At 59.3% G+C, this 17684-nt stretch carries 19 protein-coding genes and 1 pseudogene; 7 read left to right on the forward strand and 13 right to left on the reverse strand.

All coding sequences use genetic code 11. The annotated features are described in order from the left end of the window. Window positions 1–26: 26 nt before the first annotated feature. The 7 genes and pseudogenes from ABIE16_RS18825 to coaBC all read right to left on the reverse strand — a co-directional run bounded on the left by ABIE16_RS18825 (window position 27) and on the right by coaBC (window position 5674). Window positions 27–410, reverse strand: coding sequence for a hypothetical protein (locus ABIE16_RS18825; RefSeq protein WP_150812730.1), 384 nt, complete (start codon window positions 408–410; stop codon window positions 27–29). Beyond that, the gene (locus ABIE16_RS18830; protein ID WP_429521719.1) at window positions 397–969 is read right to left on the reverse strand and encodes a hypothetical protein; all 573 of its coding nucleotides are present in this window, start codon (window positions 967–969) and stop codon (window positions 397–399) included. Before ABIE16_RS18830 ends, ABIE16_RS18825 begins: the two co-directional genes overlap by 14 nt. Before the next feature lie 18 nt (window positions 970–987). Continuing rightward, window positions 988–1248: a hypothetical protein gene (locus tag ABIE16_RS18835; protein WP_057712744.1), complete on the reverse strand. Its 261-nt coding sequence runs from the start codon at window positions 1246–1248 to the stop codon at window positions 988–990. A 190-nt stretch (window positions 1249–1438) separates the two neighbouring features. Further along, entirely contained in the window at window positions 1439–2344 is a 906-nt protein-coding gene (argB, locus tag ABIE16_RS18840; protein WP_053163877.1) for an acetylglutamate kinase, read from the reverse strand. A 17-nt stretch (window positions 2345–2361) separates the two neighbouring features. Beyond that, window positions 2362–3738, reverse strand: a pseudogene (locus ABIE16_RS18845) (phosphomannomutase/phosphoglucomutase); the annotation flags it as partial. A gap of 266 nt (window positions 3739–4004) precedes the next feature. Further along, window positions 4005–4460, reverse strand: a complete 456-nt coding sequence (gene dut, locus ABIE16_RS18850; RefSeq protein ID WP_007975171.1) for a dUTP diphosphatase — start codon at window positions 4458–4460, stop codon at window positions 4005–4007. A 5-nt stretch (window positions 4461–4465) separates the two neighbouring features. Further along, entirely contained in the window at window positions 4466–5674 is a 1209-nt protein-coding gene (gene coaBC, locus ABIE16_RS18855; RefSeq protein ID WP_349735824.1) for a bifunctional phosphopantothenoylcysteine decarboxylase/phosphopantothenate--cysteine ligase CoaBC, read from the reverse strand. Window positions 5675–5809: 135 nt separating this feature from the next. Between coaBC and radC the strand changes: the two genes are divergently transcribed. Continuing rightward, window positions 5810–6484 carry a RadC family protein gene (gene radC / locus ABIE16_RS18860; protein ID WP_057712747.1) on the forward strand — a complete coding sequence of 225 codons (675 nt, stop codon included), beginning with the start codon at window positions 5810–5812 and terminating at the stop codon, window positions 6482–6484. A gap of 135 nt (window positions 6485–6619) precedes the next feature. Here radC and ABIE16_RS18865 read toward each other — a convergent pair whose 3' ends face one another. Then, on the reverse strand, window positions 6620–8206 hold the full coding sequence (locus tag ABIE16_RS18865; RefSeq protein ID WP_429521720.1) for an ABC transporter substrate-binding protein: 1587 nt from the start codon (window positions 8204–8206) through the stop codon (window positions 6620–6622). Between the two features lie 446 nt (window positions 8207–8652). On the opposite strand from ABIE16_RS18865, the gene rpmB reads away from it, so the two are divergent. Further along, complete coding sequence (gene rpmB / locus ABIE16_RS18870; RefSeq protein WP_007975166.1) at window positions 8653–8886, forward strand: 50S ribosomal protein L28; 234 nt, start codon at window positions 8653–8655, stop codon at window positions 8884–8886. Window positions 8887–8897: 11 nt separating this feature from the next. Beyond that, window positions 8898–9053, forward strand: coding sequence for a 50S ribosomal protein L33 (gene rpmG / locus ABIE16_RS18875; protein ID WP_003177274.1), 156 nt, complete (start codon window positions 8898–8900; stop codon window positions 9051–9053). Between the two features lie 142 nt (window positions 9054–9195). On the opposite strand, the gene ABIE16_RS18880 is transcribed toward rpmG, so the two are convergent. Together ABIE16_RS18880 and ABIE16_RS18885 are read right to left on the reverse strand one after the other, a co-directional pair. Then, window positions 9196–9408 carry a hypothetical protein gene (locus ABIE16_RS18880; RefSeq protein WP_057712749.1) on the reverse strand — a complete coding sequence of 71 codons (213 nt, stop codon included), beginning with the start codon at window positions 9406–9408 and terminating at the stop codon, window positions 9196–9198. 189 nt (window positions 9409–9597) lie between these two features. Further along, entirely contained in the window at window positions 9598–9960 is a 363-nt protein-coding gene (locus tag ABIE16_RS18885; RefSeq protein ID WP_057712750.1) for a cupin domain-containing protein, read from the reverse strand. Between the two features lie 257 nt (window positions 9961–10217). On the opposite strand from ABIE16_RS18885, the gene ABIE16_RS18890 reads away from it, so the two are divergent. Continuing rightward, window positions 10218–11711, forward strand: coding sequence for an aldehyde dehydrogenase (locus ABIE16_RS18890; RefSeq protein ID WP_429521721.1), 1494 nt, complete (start codon window positions 10218–10220; stop codon window positions 11709–11711). 186 nt (window positions 11712–11897) lie between these two features. Beyond that, window positions 11898–13040 (forward strand): MFS transporter, encoded by a 1143-nt coding sequence (locus ABIE16_RS18895; protein WP_429521722.1) that lies wholly within the window; start codon window positions 11898–11900, stop codon window positions 13038–13040. Window positions 13041–13181: 141 nt separating this feature from the next. Here ABIE16_RS18895 and ABIE16_RS18900 read toward each other — a convergent pair whose 3' ends face one another. After that, the gene (locus ABIE16_RS18900) at window positions 13182–14615 is read right to left on the reverse strand and encodes a PLP-dependent aminotransferase family protein (RefSeq protein ID WP_218494620.1); all 1434 of its coding nucleotides are present in this window, start codon (window positions 14613–14615) and stop codon (window positions 13182–13184) included. 179 nt (window positions 14616–14794) lie between these two features. Between ABIE16_RS18900 and ABIE16_RS18905 the strand changes: the two genes are divergently transcribed. Further along, complete coding sequence (locus ABIE16_RS18905) at window positions 14795–15040, forward strand: DUF1127 domain-containing protein (RefSeq protein WP_090452154.1); 246 nt, start codon at window positions 14795–14797, stop codon at window positions 15038–15040. Between the two features lie 143 nt (window positions 15041–15183). Here the strand turns inward: ABIE16_RS18905 and ABIE16_RS18910 are convergent, their stop codons facing one another. Continuing rightward, entirely contained in the window at window positions 15184–16491 is a 1308-nt protein-coding gene (locus ABIE16_RS18910) for an FAD-dependent oxidoreductase (RefSeq protein WP_429521723.1), read from the reverse strand. Between the two features lie 147 nt (window positions 16492–16638). Here ABIE16_RS18910 and ABIE16_RS18915 point away from each other — a divergent pair, with 147 nt between their 5' ends. Further along, entirely contained in the window at window positions 16639–16992 is a 354-nt protein-coding gene (locus ABIE16_RS18915; protein ID WP_007975156.1) for a YkgJ family cysteine cluster protein, read from the forward strand. 152 nt (window positions 16993–17144) lie between these two features. On the opposite strand, the gene ABIE16_RS18920 is transcribed toward ABIE16_RS18915, so the two are convergent. Further along, window positions 17145–17633 (reverse strand): Lrp/AsnC ligand binding domain-containing protein, encoded by a 489-nt coding sequence (locus ABIE16_RS18920; protein WP_007975155.1) that lies wholly within the window; start codon window positions 17631–17633, stop codon window positions 17145–17147. Between the last annotated feature and the right edge of the window lie 51 nt (window positions 17634–17684).

The raw sequence follows: 17684 nt of genomic DNA on the forward strand, positions 1-17684 counted from the left end.
CTACAAGGGGCTTTTTGTTTGTGCTGTCAGTGCAGTCTTCGCCATTTTCCTATCAGTTTTAGTGCCAATCCCAGATTGAATAGCGCGAACACCAGCAGTGCCACGACGACTAGAACGTAAAGCGTGCGGTCCACATCGAAATCCCACAGATCCAGTCTGCTGCCACGCATGATTCGAGCGGCGGCCGGCAGGTTGACGTAAAAAAGTGCTGTGAAGGCGCAGGTCAGGGGCAGGGCGCAACCGAGCAGAACGCCTGAAACCTTCTCTCGGCTGCGTTTTCTGGCCAGTGGGCCTGGTTGTTTTTCATCCAGTTCCAACGCTTCATGCAATTTTGGCCATGCCAGGTTGAACATGAAGGTGGTCAGGGTCAGCAGCAAACCACTGACCGCGACGATGTCACTGAACGGCATTCAGGCCCAGTGTCCGGCACAGCAGCGCGTGGGAATCCTCGCTGATTTCGAACTGCCCGGCACTGCCTTTGCGTTTGATGATGGGTTTGAAAGTCGGCTCGTTCTGGGTGATCAGCATGTTCAGTTCATCGCGGATGACGTCCGAGCTGATCACCACCAGATACACGGTCTGCGCGTGCTCCGCAGACTCGATCACGGCTCGCATGCTGTGCTGCAGGATCTCGTCCAATTGATTGCGGAAGCGTGAAACCGTGTTTTTCAGCAAGGTTTTGCTTTGGCTCTGAGTCAGCTGGAAAATCGTCGATATCTGCGATTCGGTTGGCAGGGTCTGCCCGAAGTAGCTTTGAATCAGATACAGCAAACGGTCCTGTTTTGCTTCATCGGCCCGGCTCGGCATGCCGCCCTCAACCAGCATTTTCAAGTATTCAGTCAGGCTCGCCTTGGCTATACGCTGTAAGGCATGAGCAATTTCCGTGTCGGAAATCTTCAGGGTTTTCTTGACCGGTTCCTTCTGCTCCTGCTCGAAAACCTGGGCGTCGATCGTGAACGAGATCTGCATGGCTCAGTGCCTCCGTGGCTATTTTTTGCTCGCAGGGCTGGTTGTCTCGGCCTTTTTGTTCTCGACGGATTTGTCGGTTTTTTCCGGATACGGGTCATTCGGGGCGTCGCCCTGGCCGGTCAATACTTTCCAGGCTTTGCGCGTGTGAGGGGTCTTTTTGAAATCAGGGCAGGGTGGCATTGATGTTTGCGACGGGCCTGAATACTCAAATCCGCAGTCTACGCAGGCGTAGGTGCCTGCTGAAATGTCACTGCCGTATGGAACATGGTCTTTTTGCATGGGTAGATCTCCTGTGGATGCAGGGAAGATCCTATGCAGATTGATTCCTTAATGATGTCGGACGTTTCGTTATCTGAAGTGAGGCATTTCCTGCACGCATAAAAAAGATCGCAGACTTCGTCAGCACCTACGGAAAATTCATACTTCCGTAGGTGCCGCTGAAGGTTGCGATCTTTATGACGTTCTTGAATCAGTGACGCTTGCGATTGCTGATCAGGGTGCCCACGCCGGTATCGGTGAAAATTTCCAGCAGGATCGCGTTCGGCACGCGACCGTCGATGATCAGCGAGCTGCCCACGCCGCCCTGGACCGCTTCCAGTGCGCAACGGATCTTCGGCAGCATGCCGCCATAGATGGTGCCGTCGGCGATCAGGTCGTCGACTTGCTGGGTTGTCAGGCCGGTCAGGACCGTGCCCGACTTGTCCATCAGGCCGGCGATGTTGGTCAGCAGCATCAACTTCTCGGCTTTCAATGCCTCGGCGACTTTACCGGCCACCAGGTCAGCGTTGATGTTGTACGACTCGCCGTTGGCGCCGACGCCGATGGGCGCGATCACCGGGATGAAATCGCCCTTGACCAACAGGTTCAGCAGGTCGGTATTGATGCCGACTACTTCGCCCACGTGGCCGATGTCGATGATTTCCGGGGTGGTCATTTCCGGCGTCTGACGGGTAACGGTGAGCTTCTTCGCGCGAATCAGCTCGGCGTCTTTACCGGTCAGGCCGATGGCGCTGCCGCCATGACGGTTGATCAGGTTGACGATGTCCTTGTTGACCTGGCCGCCGAGGACCATTTCAACCACGTCCATGGTCGCGGCGTCGGTGACGCGCATGCCGTCGACGAAATGGCTCTCGATCGACAGGCGCTTGAGCAGGTCACCGATTTGCGGGCCGCCACCGTGAACCACCACCGGGTTGATGCCCACGGCCTTCATCAGCACGATGTCGCGGGCGAAGCCGGTTTTCAGCTCCTCGCTTTCCATCGCGTTGCCGCCGTATTTGATCACCAGTGTCTTGCCGACATAACGGCGGATGTAAGGCAGCGCTTCGGACAGGACCTTGGCGGTGTTGGCGGCGGCTTCGCGTTCGAGGGTCATTCAGGGCTCCGGGTGAATCAGAACGGTAGTTGGAGATCAGGTGCAACACGCTTCAACTGGGCGTGGAAAACGTCCTTGATGCGCTGCAATTCAGCCTCGTCATCGGCCTCGAAACGCAGCACCAGCACCGGTGTGGTGTTGGATGCGCGTACCAGGCCCCAGCCTTTGGCATAGTCGACTCGCACGCCGTCAATGGTGGTCAGGTCGGCGCCTTCGCCCCACTGCGCATCGTGCAATGCATCAATGATGCTGAATTTGCTCTCTTCGGTCACATGGATATTGATTTCCGGCGTAGAAATATCGTTCGGGAAGGTCGCGAACAACTCTTCGGCCGAGGATTTTTCCTTGCTGAGGATCTCCAGCAACCGCGCGGCGCTGTAAATGCCGTCGTCGAAACCGAACCAGCGCTCCTTGAAGAAGATGTGCCCGCTCATTTCGCCAGCCAGCAGGGCGCCGGATTGTTTCATTTTCTTTTTGATCAACGAGTGACCGGTCTTCCACATTAACGACCGGCCACCGTATTCCTTGATCAGCGGAATCAGGCGGCGGGTGCATTTGACGTCGAAGATGATTTCGGCGCCCGGGTTGCGCGCCACAACGTCGCGGGCGAACAGCATCAGCAACCGGTCTGGGTAGACGATGCTGCCGGTGTTGGTCACCACGCCGACGCGGTCGCCATCGCCGTCGAAGGCCAGGCCGATGTCAGCGTTGGTTTCCTTGACCTTGGCGATCAGGTCCACGAGGTTTTCAGGCTTGCCCGGGTCCGGGTGGTGGTTCGGGAAGTTGCCGTCCACTTCGCAGAACAGCGGGATGACTTCGCAGTTCAGCGCTTCGATCAGTTGCGGAGCGATCACACCGGCCGCGCCGTTACCGCAATCGACGACCACTTTCAGGCGACGGGCCAGCTTGATGTCTTGGACGATTTCGGTGGTGTAGCGGTCGAGGATCTCGACCTGGGTGATGCTGCCCTGGCCGCTGCTCAGGTTGTTGGTCTTGAGGCGGTCGTGCAGGGCCTGGATCTGTTCGTTGGCCAGGGTGTCACCGGCGATGACGATCTTGAAACCGTTGTAGTTCGACGGGTTGTGGCTGCCGGTGAGCATCACGCCGGATTTGCCGGCCAGTACGTTGGCGGCGTAGTAAAGCGCCGGAGTCGGGACCAGGCCGACATCACTGACGTGGCAGCCGCTGTCGGCGATGCCTTTGATCAGTTGCGCGACCAGCTCCGGGCCGGACAGACGGCCATCGCGACCGACGGAAACGTTTGGCTCGCCCTGGGCCAGGCTTTGGGAGCCGACGGCGCGGCCGATCCAGTAAGCGGTTTCGGCGTTCAGGAATTCCGGGACGGTGCCGCGGATGTCGTAGGCGCGGAAGATGCTGTCAGGGAACTTGGGTGCGATTTTGGCCGGGGTGTTCATCTGTGGAAATGCTCCATCTCGAAAGTGGCTGGACAGGCCGCCGATTCATTCGGTGGCAGGTTCAAACTGAAGGGTATGACGGCGTTTTCCACAGAGAGTTCGTGGTGTGAAAGGGCCATGACGCCCCTGACGACAAGGGTTTGACCGGGCAATGCCTTGATTTTCGGAGCTAAACCTTGCAGATGACAATTTGAATTTTGTGGCGAGGGAGTCAGATCCCCCGCAACAAGAAGAGCAAGATCGGATCAGCGGGTGCCGGTATGGCCGAAGCCGCCGGTGCCGCGCTCGGTTTCAACAAACTCTTCAACCATCTCGAAGTGAGCCTGCACTACTGGTACCAGCACCAGCTGCGCCAGGCGCTCGCCAACCGGCATGGTGAACTCGGTCTGACCACGGTTCCAGCAGGAAACCATCAATGGGCCTTGGTAGTCGGAGTCGATCAGCCCCACCAGGTTGCCCAGCACGATGCCGTGCTTATGGCCCATCCCCGAGCGCGGCAGAATCAGCGCCGCCAGGTTCGGGTCGCCGATATAGACCGAAAGGCCGGTGGGGATCAGCACGGTTTCACCCGGCTTGATCACGGTGTCCTGTTCCAGCATGGCGCGCAGGTCGAGGCCGGCGGAGCCCGGTGTGGCGTATTGTGGCAGCGGGAATTCGGTACCGATGCGGGGGTCGAGAATCTTGGCTTGCAAAGCGTGCATGTAAATTAAACCTGGTTCAGACGTTCGGCGATAAAAGTGATCAGCTGGCGAGCAATCTTGCTCTTGCTGGTCTGGGCGAAAAGTGTGGCGTGAAGCTCACGGTCGATGACGCTGCAGGCGTTTTCTTCGCTGTTGAAGCCAATGCTCGGGTTGGCGACGTCGTTGGCGACGATCAGATCGAGGTTCTTGTCTTTCAACTTGCGTGCAGCGTAATCGAGCAGGTGTTCGGTCTCGGCGGCAAAACCGACACTGAACGGGCGGTCGGGGCGGGTGGCGATGGTGGCCAGGATGTCCGGGTTACGCACCATCTGTAGCAACAAGCCGTCGCCGTTCGTAGGATCTTTCTTGAGTTTCTGCGGGGCGACGACTTCCGGACGGTAATCCGCGACCGCTGCCGAGGCGATGAACAGGTCGCAAGGGATCGCCGCTTCGCAGGCAGCCAGCATGTCGCGGGCGCTGACCACGTCGATGCGGTTGACGCGATCTGGAGTCGGCAGGTGCACGGGGCCGGTGATCAGGGTCACGCGGGCACCGGCCTCCACAGCGGCTTCGGCCAGGGCAAAGCCCATTTTTCCGGAGCTGTGGTTGGTGATGTAGCGCACCGGGTCGATGTTTTCCTGGGTCGGGCCGGCCGTAATCAGCACGTGTTTGCCGGTCAGTGCCTGACGCTGGAAGCAGTCGGCGGCGCACTGGGCCAGTTCAAGGGCTTCGAGCATGCGTCCCAGGCCGACGTCGCCGCAGGCCTGGCTGCCGGAGGCCGGGCCGAAAGCCTTGATGTCGCGGCTTTCGAGGGTTTGCAGGTTGGCTTGGGTCGCCGGATCGCGCCACATCGCCTGGTTCATTGCCGGCGCGACGGCGACCACTGCGTCGGTGGCCAGCACTAGCGTGGTCAGCAGATCATCGGCGATGCCTTGGGCCAGGCGGGCGATCAGGTCCGCCGTGGCGGGGGCGATCAGCACCAGATCGGCCCATTTGGCCAGTTCGATGTGGCCCATGGCCGCCTCGGCCGCCGGGTCCAGCAGGTCCAGGTGGACCGGGTGCCCGGACAGGGCCTGCATGGTCAACGGGGTGATGAACTCTGCGCCGCCACGGGTCATGACCACGCGCACTTCGGCGCCCTGATCGATCAGGCGGCGAACCAGGTCGGCGCTCTTGTAGGCAGCGATACCGCCGCCGACGCCCAGAACAATGCGTTTCCGATACAGCCGCTGCATAGGCCTGCCTTTCAATTCGTTGGTGACATACGTGGCGAACCCCCCTCCCCAGGGTGAATTCGCCCGCAAAAAAGATGGGCTACGATATCACAGCGACCGCTACGGAACAGCGGTGCCCACAGACAGGGAGGTGCTATGAGTATTCGCGATTGGCCGGCGGCGGAACGGCCGCGGGAGAGGTTGCTTGAGCGGGGTGCGGGAAGCCTTTCGGATGCCGAATTGCTGGCGATCTTTTTACGCACCGGCGTGGTGGGTAAAAGTGCAGTAGATCTGGCGCGACACCTGTTGAATCAGTTTGGCAGCCTGCGTTTGTTGCTTGAAGCCGATCAGGAAGCGTTCAGCAAGCAGTTGGGACTTGGGCCGGCGAAATTTGCGCAGTTGCAGGCTGCGCAAGAAATGAGCAGGCGTCATCTGGCCGAGCGTGCGCGCCATAAGTCGGCACTGGAGAGTCCGCACGCGGTTCGCGAGTATCTGAAATCGATGCTGCGCCACGAGCCACACGAGGTGTTTGGTTGCCTGTTTCTCGATTCCAGGCATCAGGTACTGGCGTTCGAGACGCTGTTCCGCGGCTCCATCGACAACACCAGCGTTCATCCGCGAGAGGTGGTCAAGCGCGCCCTGGCCAACAACGCAGCGGCATTGATCCTCTGTCACAACCATCCCTCGGGCAACACCGACCCAAGTCAGTCCGACCGGGTGCTGACCAAGCGCCTGCAAAAGGCGCTGGAGTTGATTGACGTGCGGGTGCTCGACCATTTCATCATCGGCGATGGCGACCCGTTGTCGATGGCGGAGTATGGCTGGATGTAGGCAGGATGTGAGAAGCAGGCTTTCCATGTGGGAGCGAGCTTGCTCGCGATGGCGTCGGCACATTCAGCATTGATGTTGCCTGAAAGTCCGCTATCGCGAGCAAGCTCGCTCCCACAGGTTTTGTGTTGTGTCAGATTATTTGAGGTTGACCTTGGAGTAATCCTGCCGGCCGAACGGGCTGACCGAATACCCCTCGACATCCTTGCGCGTCAGCGCGAAGGCCGTCGGGTGAGCCAGTGGTAGCCACAGCGCCTGCTGCTGGATCTGTGCCTGGGCCTGTTCGTAGAGTTTGCTACGCACACCTTGCTCGCCGGTGGTCTTGCCGGCGCTGATCAGCTTGTCCAGGTCCTGATTGCAGTAGCGGGCGAAGTTGGTGCCAGACTTGACCCCCGCGCAGGAAAACTGCGGCGTGAGGAAGTTGTCCGGGTCACCGTTGTCACCGGCCCAGCCCATGAACAGCAAGTCGTGCTCACCGGCCTTGGCGCGGCGGATCAGTTCGCCCCATTCGATCACGCGGATTTCGGCCTGAATGCCGATTTCCGCGAGGTCAGACTGCAGCAGTTGGGCACCAAGGCTTGGATTGGGGTTAAGCAGGCTGCCGGAAGGGCGGGTCCAGATGGTGGTCTGGAAGCCGTCCTTGAGTCCGGCCTTGGCCATCAAGGCCTTGGCCTTGGCGATGTCGTGAGGGTAACCCGGCAGGCCTTTGGCGTAGCTCCAGGTGTTGGGCGGATACGGACCGTTGGCCGCCTCGGCAGTGTCTTCGAACACGGCTTTGACATAGTTGGCCTTGTCGAAGGCAAGGTTGATGGCCTGGCGGACTTCAGGCTTGTCCAGTGGCGGATGCTGACTGTTGATGCCGACGAATGCGGTCATGAACGCGTCAGTCTTTTCGACTTTCAGCGTCGGCTCTTTCAGCGCTTCCTGTACGTCCAGAGGCTTGGGCGACAGGGCGATCTGGCATTCGTTGCGGCGCAATTTCTGCAGGCGCACGTTGGCGTCCGGGGTGATGGCAAAGATCAGCGGATCTACAGAGGGTTTGCCGCCGAAGTAGTCGGGGTTGGCTTTGTAGCGAACCGAGGCGTCCTTCTGGAAGCGAGTGAAAACGAACGGCCCTGTGCCGATCGGCTGGCTGTTGAGCTTCTCGGGTGTGCCGGCCTTCATCAGTTTGTCGGCGTATTCGGCCGAATAGATCGAGGCGAAACCCATACTCAGGGTCGCCAGGAAGGTCGAATCCGGGTGGTCGAGGGTGAAGCGCACGGTCTGCGGATCGAGGGCGTCGATTTTCTTGATCAATGCAGGCAACTGCATCGATTGCGCATGCGGGAAGCCGCTCTGGGCGACTTTGTGCCACGCATTGGCCGGGTCGAGCATACGGTCGAAGCTGAAAATCACGTCTTCGGCGTTCAAGTCGCGCGTTGGAGTGAAGTACTCGGTGCGATGGAATTTCACCTGCGGGTGCAACTTGAACACGTAGATCAGGCCATCGGGGCTGACTTCCCAGCTGTCGGCGAGGCTGGCGACCACTTTGCCACTGGCCGTGTCAAAGTCCACCAGGCGATTCATCAACACATCGGCCGAGGCATTGGTGGTGGTCAGCGAGTTGTACTGCACCACGTCGAACCCTTCAGGGCTGGCCTCGGTGCAGACGCTCAGGGCGGCGGCAAATGCCTGTGGGCTCAGCAGAAGCGGGGCGAGCAACAGCGGTAGGGCAGCAAGGCGCATGGTCGGCTTCCTATACAGGTCGAAGGCCCATCTGCAAGTGCAGTCTGGAAAAGGCTTACCCTAGTGGGCTCTTTTGCAAATGACTATCCCCTTTTTCATTTTAAGGGGACTATAGGCGACTGATTTTGCTGTGCAGCGGTTGAGCAAACCCCCTGGATGGCTCGCTGAACGATTTTCTGCGACGAGCGGTCGCCATCGACGATAGCCTTTGTCCAAGGCGCTCGGAGCCAGAAAAACGGGGTTTTTGTGAATTCAACGCACACTGAATGTTGTTGCTCTCTAGTCTTTCTGGTATAAAGCAGCGCTCTTTTCTAGGGGCCCGGTTCCTTCACTGTAGGTGTAGCCGGTAAGACCTCTAAAGAAACGCGGCGCCTGGCGCCAAATGACTGAGAGATTAAGCGGCCAACCCATGCCGGGTTGGGCATGTGGTTTTAGAGGGCTGAGGCATGTCTAGAGTCTGTCAAGTTACCGGTAAGGGTCCGGTGACTGGGAATAACATTTCCCACGCAAACAACAAAACCCGTCGTCGTTTCCTGCCGAACCTGCAGCATCACCGCTTCTGGGTTGAAGAAGAGAAACGTTTTGTGCGTCTGCGCGTATCTGCCAAAGGCATGCGTATCATCGACAAGCGTGGCATCACTGTCGTGCTGGCCGAACTTCGCCGCGATGGCAAGGTTTAAGGGAGCTAATCATGCGTGAATTGATTCGTTTGATTTCGAGCGCCGGTACTGGTCACTTTTACACTACCGACAAGAACAAGCGTACTACTCCGGACAAAATCGAGATCAAGAAATATGATCCGGTTGTTCGCAAGCACGTGATCTACAAAGAAGGCAAAATCAAGTAATTGATTTTTCCCTCTTACGAAAAAGGCCCGTATCGCGAGATACGGGCCTTTTTTGTTGTGCTTGAAAAAACGGACAGCTTTTCAGCCTGATCAAGTCATTGCGCTTCAGTGCTGAGTAGAGCGATGCATGGTTTGGCGCAAATCAATTGCCCATGGTGACATGGGTGATGATTTCGTTTTCAACCAGCAGATTGATCCGTGCGGGATTGTAGTCTTTGGTCATGATGAACCCGATGCCCCTCGGACGTACCGCCAGCCCGGTCTTGTTGGCGAGCTCTCCACGCAGCTCTTCGGAGTATTGTCGGCCGATGTACTGAATGGCTGTATCCAGGTGTTGTTTCAAATCAATGGTCATTTACCGCTTCCTTGCAATTGGTGAGTGAGCGAAATTGCTCCCGTCATCCGTCTTGGATGCCGTGAAGAAATACTGGAGCAGCTCCGGTCATTTATCACCTGTTGTACTGTGTCGCGATGTTTGCCGGGGTCCGCCCGTGAAAAAGCCCGTCACCGGGGACGGGCTTTGGGGTATTTCGATGATCTTGCTTCAAGCCTTCTGTTCAAACGCCACATAGATCTTGCGGCATGGCTCCAGCACTTCCCAGGTGCCGCGAAAGCCTGCCGGGATCACGAAGCGATCACCCACACGCAGCGTCTTGGCGTTGCCGTCGAGGTCACGTATCACGGAAACCCCCTGCACGATTTCGCAGTATTCGTGTTCGGTGAAGTTCACCGTCCACTGGCCGACAGCCCCTTCCCACACGCCGGCGTTCAATTGACCGCAAGGGCTGTTGTAGTGGTTGTACACCGCTTGCTCGGGATCACCCTTCAGTACTTTGGTCGGATCCGGGCGATAGCGTTCGGCGGCGGTGGTGGCCTGGCTGAAGTCGACGATATTCTGGATGCTCATTGTTGTATTCCCCCGTCATTGCGGTGCGAGTGGTGGGTGTCCGGTCAGACCGGACACGGGTATCGCCAAAGTCTATGTTTATTAAAATGAACATCGCAAGGCCGTTTGCCGGTGTTATGTCAAATATATTGAAACTTCACCTGCCGCTGGTTTAGGGTGGTGGATGCCTTGGGCCGAAAAGCAGGCTGGCCGGGCAGAATTCCTGACAGCGCCCGCGAAGAACGCGGGTGTCGTATCAATAAGAGGAGGACACTCGCATGACCACCCTGACCCGTGCCGACTGGGAACAACGTGCCCGCGACCTGAAAATCGAAGGCCGCGCCTATATCAATGGCGAATACACCGACGCCGTTTCCGGCGAGACATTCGAGTGCATCAGCCCGGTCGATGGCCGTCTGCTCGGCAAGATTGCCAGTTGTGACGCCGCCGATGCCCAGCGCGCCGTGGAAAACGCTCGCGCCACGTTCAATTCCGGTGTCTGGTCGCGTCTGGCGCCGACCAAACGCAAGTCCACCATGATCCGTTTTGCCGGCCTGCTCAAACAGCACGCCGAAGAGCTGGCCCTGCTTGAAACCCTGGACATGGGCAAGCCGATCAGCGATTCCCTGTACATCGACGTTCCCGGCGCGGCACAAGCCTTGAGCTGGAGCGGCGAAGCCATCGACAAGATCTACGACGAAGTGGCAGCCACTCCGCACGATCAGTTGGGTCTTGTGACCCGTGAGCCGGTGGGTGTTGTGGGCGCCATCGTGCCGTGGAACTTCCCGCTGATGATGGCGTGCTGGAAACTCGGTCCTGCGCTGTCCACCGGCAACTCGGTGATCCTCAAGCCGTCCGAAAAATCCCCGCTGACCGCCATTCGCATCGCTGAACTGGCTGTCGAAGCCGGCATCCCGAAAGGCGTGCTGAACGTGCTGCCGGGTTACGGTCACACCGTCGGCAAGGCCTTGGCCCTGCACAACGACGTCGACACCCTGGTATTCACCGGCTCGACCAAAATCGCCAAGCAATTGCTGATCTACTCCGGCGAGTCGAACATGAAGCGCGTCTGGCTCGAAGCCGGCGGCAAGAGCCCGAATATCGTGTTCGCCGATGCGCCGAATCTGCAGGATGCTGCCGAAGCCGCTGCTGGCGCCATCGCCTTCAACCAGGGCGAAGTCTGCACCGCCGGTTCGCGCCTGCTGGTGGAGCGTTCGATCAAGGACAAATTCCTGCCGCTGGTGATCGAGGCGCTGAAGGCCTGGAAGCCGGGCAATCCGCTGGATCCGGCGACCAATGTTGGCGCGCTGGTCGATACCCAGCAGATGAACACCGTACTGTCCTACATCGAGTCCGGTCATGCCGACGGCGCCAAGCTGGTGGCCGGTGGCAAGCGTACGCTCCAGGAAACTGGCGGCACTTACGTTGAGCCGACGATTTTCGATGGCGTAAGCAACGCGATGAAAATCGCCCAGGAAGAAATCTTCGGGCCGGTACTGTCGGTCATCGCATTCGACAGCGCCGAAGAAGCCATCGCGATTGCCAACGACACACCGTACGGCCTGGCCGCTGCGGTCTGGACGGCCGACATTTCCAAGGCCCACCTCACCGCCCGCGCACTGCGTGCCGGTAGCGTGTGGGTCAACCAGTACGATGGCGGCGACATGACCGCTCCGTTCGGTGGCTTCAAGCAGTCCGGCAACGGTCGCGACAAATCCCTGCACGCGTTCGACAAATACACCGAGCTGAAGGCGACCTGGATCAAGTTGTAAGCCGTTAAGGGAGGTCTGTTGTAGAGCAGGCCTCCCGAACGACACAGATCCCTTGTGGGAGCGAGCTTGCTCGCGATAGTGGTGTAACAGTCGACTTCAATGTTGAATGTTGCTCCGTCATCGCGAGCAAGCTCGCTCCCACAATGTTTTGTGTTGTACATAAAAATATCCACAGGAGCGTGGAACATGCGTTGGGCGACTTATTTCGCCGTTTTGGCATCTGTCCTGAGTGTCGGCCTGGCCTTGGGTGTCAGCATGCCGCTGGTGTCGTTTCGTCTGGAAAGCTGGGGCTACGGCTCGTTTGCCATTGGCGTGATGGCCGCGATGCCAGCCATCGGCGTCCTGCTGGGGGCGAAAATCTCCAGCCATCTGGCGGCGCGATTCGGCACGGCCAATCTGATGCGCCTGTGCCTGTGGGCCGGGGCGATTTCGATCGGTTTGCTGGCGCTGTTGCCGAGCTATCCGATCTGGTTGGTGCTGCGGCTAATGATCGGGGTGATCCTGACCCTTGTATTCATCATCGGTGAAAGCTGGATCAATCAACTGGTGGTCGAGCAATGGCGCGGGCGGCTGGTGGCGCTGTATGGCAGCAGCTACGCATTGAGTCAGCTGGCGGGGCCGGTGTTGTTGGGCTTCCTCGGTACCGAGCATGACTATGGCTTTTGGGTGGGCGTCGGTTTGCTGATGGGGGCTCCGTTCCTGTTGCTGGGCCGCGGTGGCGCGCCGAGCAGTGAAGCCAGCAGCGTGACCCTGCGTGATTTGCTTGAGTTTTGTCGTGGCCTGCCGGCGATTGCCTGGGCGGTGTCGCTGTTCGCCGCGTTCGAGGCGATGATTTTGACGCTGTTGCCGGTCTACTGCCTGCGCCAGGGCTTCACCACGGAGATCGCTCTGGCGATGGTCAGTACGGTGGTCGTCGGCGATGCGGTGCTGCAATTGCCGATTGGTGCGTTGGCCGATCGTTTGTCGCGCCGGGCGTTGTTTACCGGCTGCGCAGTCGTCTTGCTGGTGTCGAGCCTGGCGATTCCGATGCTGATCGACACGCTGCTGATCTGGCCGCTGTGGGTCTTGTTTGGCGCCAGTGCCGGTGGCTTGTTCACCTTGTCACTGATCCTGATCGGCGAGCGTTATCGCGACGATGCACTGGTGCGGGCCAACGCGCATATTGCACAGCTGTGGGGGATTGGTTGCTTGGTCGGGCCGCTGCTGGCGGGTGCCGGCAGCCAGTGGATCAACGGCCATGCGTTGCCGTTGCTGATGGCAGTGGGGGCCTTGGGCGTGCTGATTGTGGTGTCGCGGCAAGGGGCGTTTGGCGCCGCTCAGCCAGCCTGATGAGCATCGCAGAACTGTGGCGGTCGAGTCTTACAACATCTTCCTCAGCCAACCGAATTGCTCAGCCAGGCATTGAAACGCCGCCGCCAACTCCGTTTGGCGGCGCAGATAGGCATATGGACGCTGATTCCCGAAGAAAGGTCAGTCGCTGAGCTGATCGTTTTCCGCCAGCAGTCTGATCGCTGTCGTACCGACCTTGCGTACTGCGTCTTCGATCTGCGGTGTTGGCTTGGCAGCGTAGTTCATGCGCAGGCAATTGCGGTACTTGCCCGAGGCGGAAAAAATACTGCCCACGGCAATCTGTACGCCCTGGTCGTGCAATGCGCGATTCAGTTTCAGGGTGTCGAAACCTTCCGGTAGTTCGACCCACAGCATGAAGCTGCCCTGTGGGCGACTGGCGCGGGTGCCGGCCGGGAAGTAGCGGGTCACCCAATCAATCATCATGTCGCGATTGCGCTGGTATTGCGTACGCATCCGCCGCAAATGCGGTTCGAAGTGGCCACCTTTAAGGAATTCGGCGATGGCGATCTGCGGTTGTGGCGCGGTGGATCCGGTGCTGATGTATTTCATGTGCAGTACCCGTTCCAGATAGCGGCCGGGCGCGACCCAGCCGATGCGCAGGCCGGGTGCCAGGGTCTTGGAAAACGAACTGCACAACAGGACACGACCGTCCTCGTCGAAGGATTTGATCGTGCGCGGACGCGGATAGGTGTAGGCCAGTTCGCCATACACATCGTCCTCGATGATCGCCACGTCATAGCGCTGCGCAAGCGTCAACAACGCGCGTTTGCGCGACTCCGGCATGATGTAGCCCAACGGGTTGTTGCAGTTGGGGGTCAACTGTATGACCTTGATCGGCCACTGTTCCAGGGCCAGTTCCAGCGCTTCGAGGCTGATGCCGGTCAGTGGATCGGTGGGGATTTCCAGGGCCTTCATGCCCAGGCCCTTGAGGGTCTGCATCGCGCCGTGAAAGCTCGGCGAGTCCACCGCGACAATGTCGCCGGGCTCGCAGATCGCGCGAATACTGGTGGACAGCGCTTCATGGCATCCAGTGGTCACCACCAGTTCGCTGGCACTCAACTGGCAGCCGGAATCGAGCATCAGGCGAGCGATCTGTTCGCGCAGTTCAAGGTTGCCGTGGATGTTGTCGTAATACAGGCCGGGCATGTCCTGCCGACGGCTGATTCGCGCCAGGTCACGCAGCAGCGGTTTCATGGTCGCACTGGTGATGTCCGGCATGCCGCGACCCAGTTGCACCACGTCTTTGCGCGGAACGGCGCGAATCAACTCCAGCACTTGATCCCATTGGGAAATGTCCACCGGCCGTTGGGCCGGGCGGCCGACTGCCGGCAAATCCGGCAGTTCGCGGCTGGCCGGGACGAAGTACCCCGACTTGGGCCGAGGCATGGCCAGCCCGCTGTCCTCCAGCACCCGATAGGCCTGCTGCACTGTGCTCAGGCTGACGCCGTGCTCGACGCTCAGCGCCCGAACCGAAGGCAGCCGGTCACCGGGGCGATAGAAGCCCTGTTCGATACGTGTGCCGAGCAATTCGGCGAGGTTGACGTAAAGGGTCATGGTGCAGCCTCGATAAGGGTGATTCGGTTAACCAGTACAGATCGGGCGAAAAATCGGGATTCAGTGGCGGAATCGGCAAAACTGTATGGAGTTAATACAGTTGTTTTGAATCTGTAATGCTCTTGCGCGCCCACGCATCATGGAACCTCTGGCTACCCAAGTAAACAGGAGCATCCAAGATGAACGGTTTGAGCGATGTGCGGCTGACGTTACACAGTCAGGAGCTGGCGACCGGGCAGAACAACGGCACGCGGGAGGGGGGCATGGGCAATGCGTCGTCCGGCCTGAATCGCTGGGACCGGTTCTGGCGTCGCCTGCACACGCGCAAGGCGTTGCTGGCCCTGACGGCTGACCAGCTCAAGGACATCGGGCTGACGCGGGAGCAGGCGCGGGAGGAGGGGCTGAAGCCTTTCTGGCGGATCTGAGTTTTGCGGTGTTCTTCAGGGCCTCATCGCGAGCAAGCTCGCTCCCACAAGGAACGGTGGTGAACACAAATTTTGTGAACACCGCCAAACACTGTGGGAGCGAGCTTACGCGCGATGGCGTCGGTACAGGCCCAGCTAAACCTTCAGACCAACTCTTTAAACCGATGCCACAACATTCCCAATGCCAGCAACGGCGAACGCAAATGCTTGCCACCCGGGAATGTGATGTGCGGCACCTTGGCAAACAGATCGAAGCCGCCGCTGTGCTGGCCGCTGATGGCTTCGGCCAACAGCTTGCCGGCCAGGTGCGTGGCGTTCACGCCATGACCGGAATAGGCCTGGGCGTAATACACATTCGGCTGGTCCTTGAGTCGCCCGATCTGCGGCAGGCGGTTGGCGCCGATACCGATCATGCCGCCCCATTGGTAATCGATCTTCACCGCACTCAGTTGCGGGAAGACCTCCAGCATTTTCGGACGCATGTACGCAGCGATGTCTTTGGGGTCGCGGCCGGAGTAATGGCAGGCACCACCAAACAGCAGGCGCCGGTCCGCCGAGAGTCGGTAGTAGTCCAGCGCCACGCGCTGGTCACAGACCGCCATGTTCTGCGGCAGAAGGGCGTGGGCCCGTTCTTCGCTCAATGGTTCGGTGGCGATGATGTAGCTGCCGGCAGGCAGGACTTTGCCGCTGAGTTCCGGGTTGAGGTCATTGAGGTAGGCATTGCAACCCAGTACCAGGGTCTTGGCGCGCACCGAGCCCTCGGCGGCATGGACCTTGACCTCTGGGCCATAGTCGATGCGGGTCACGGCCGAGTGCTCGAACAACTGGACCCCCAATCGTTGTGCCGCGGATGCTTCGCCCAAGGCCAGGTTCAGTGGATGCAGGTGCCCCGAGCCCATGTCGATCAGGCCGCCGACGTAACGCGTGGAGCCGACCACGGTGTGCATCTCGTTGGCTTGCAGCAAACGGGTCTCGTAGCGATAACCGAGGCTGCGCAGCTCTTCGGCATCCTCGGCGAAACCTTCAAGGTCACGGGGCTTGTTGGCGAGGTCGCAATATCCCCAGGTCAGGTCGCAGGGGATCTGGAAGTGCTCGACCCGTTGCCGGACGATTTCCACGGCTTCCAGGCCCATGAGTTTCATTTGCCGAACACCTTCGACACCGATGACGTTGGTGAACTGATCGAGGCCGTGGCCGACGCCGCGGATCAGTTGCCCGCCATTTCGACCGCTGGCGCCCCAGCCGATTCGATGGGCTTCAAGCAACACTACACTGAGGCCGCGTTCGGCCAGCTCAAGCGCCGTGTTCAACCCCGAAAACCCACCGCCCACCACACAGACATCGGCCAGCACTTCGCCTTTGAGCGCCGGAAGTTCGGGCTGCGGCAGGCTGCTGGCGGCGTAGTAGGACGCGGTGTGGTTCATTGCAGGCTGTTGAGCACGGGCATTCATGTGCGTGTTCCTGATGCTTGCGTTTAGAAAACTTGACGGAGCATAAGCCGGACCTTCCCGGCCGGGCAACATTGGTCGGCTGGTGCTGTCTGGATCGGGGCTTTTGCGTCAGAATCGCGCTCTATTCCGCTATTGGTCACCGCTTCAATGAGCTGCAACAGTCAGACAATCCGCACATTGCGACAGCAGATTCCCTCGTTCGAGTGCGTTCCCGGCTGCCATGACTGCTGCGGCCCGGTGACCACCTCGCCGGAAGAAATGTCACGCCTGCCGCGCAAGACCCGCGCCGAGCAGGATGCCGCCATGGAAGAACTCAACTGTGTGCACCTGGGGCCCAATGGTTGCACGGTGTATGACGAACGGCCGCTGATCTGCCGGTTGTTCGGCACCACCAAGACCCTGCCGTGCCCCAATGGGCGGGGGCCAGTGGAGTTGATTCATCCGCGGGTGGAGAAGCAGGTGTTCGAGTACATGGCCAGTACCCGGCAGGTGTTGGTTTAAAACAGCGGGTCTTCAGGTGGACCGAGTTGCCTCAATCGCGAGCAAGCTCGCTCCCACAGGTATTTGAGTCTGCCTGAATTTTGTGTTCAAAACCGGTTCATTGTGGGAGCGAGCTTGCTCGCGATGGGGTCGGAACATACACCGGAAAATCTTCAATCCGGAATCGGCAGAGTCAGACTCTCTTTCACCTCTTCCATCACGATGTAACTCTTGGACTCGCGCACGTGGGGCAGCTTGAGCAGGATGTCGCCCAGCAATTTGCGGTACGAGGCCATCTCGGAAATCCGCGCCTTCACCAGGTAGTCGAAATCCCCTGACACCAGGTGACACTCCAGCACATGGGGCAATTTCAGCACCGCACGCCGGAACTCTTCGAAAGTATCGCCGGATTTGTAATCCAGGCTGATCTCGACGAACACCAACAGACTACCCTTCAGGTGCTGCGGATTGAGCCTGGCGTTGTAGCCCATGATGATCCCTTCGCGCTCCAGACGCCGGACCCGCTCGGTACAGGGCGTGGTCGAGAGCCCGACCTTTTCTCCAAGCTCGGTAAAGGAAATCCGCCCGTCCGCTTGCAGGATCCGCAGGATGTTGCGGTCGATCTTGTCCAGCTCACGTTTGGTCTGAGTGTTGGTACGCATAGGGGATGCGCCTCCGCGAAAAGGGTTTTTGCCGAGAATTGTCGCCAAATA

It is taken from the genome of Pseudomonas sp. 2725, assembly GCF_050434585.1.
Lineage (GTDB): Bacteria > Pseudomonadota > Gammaproteobacteria > Pseudomonadales > Pseudomonadaceae > Aquipseudomonas > Aquipseudomonas jessenii.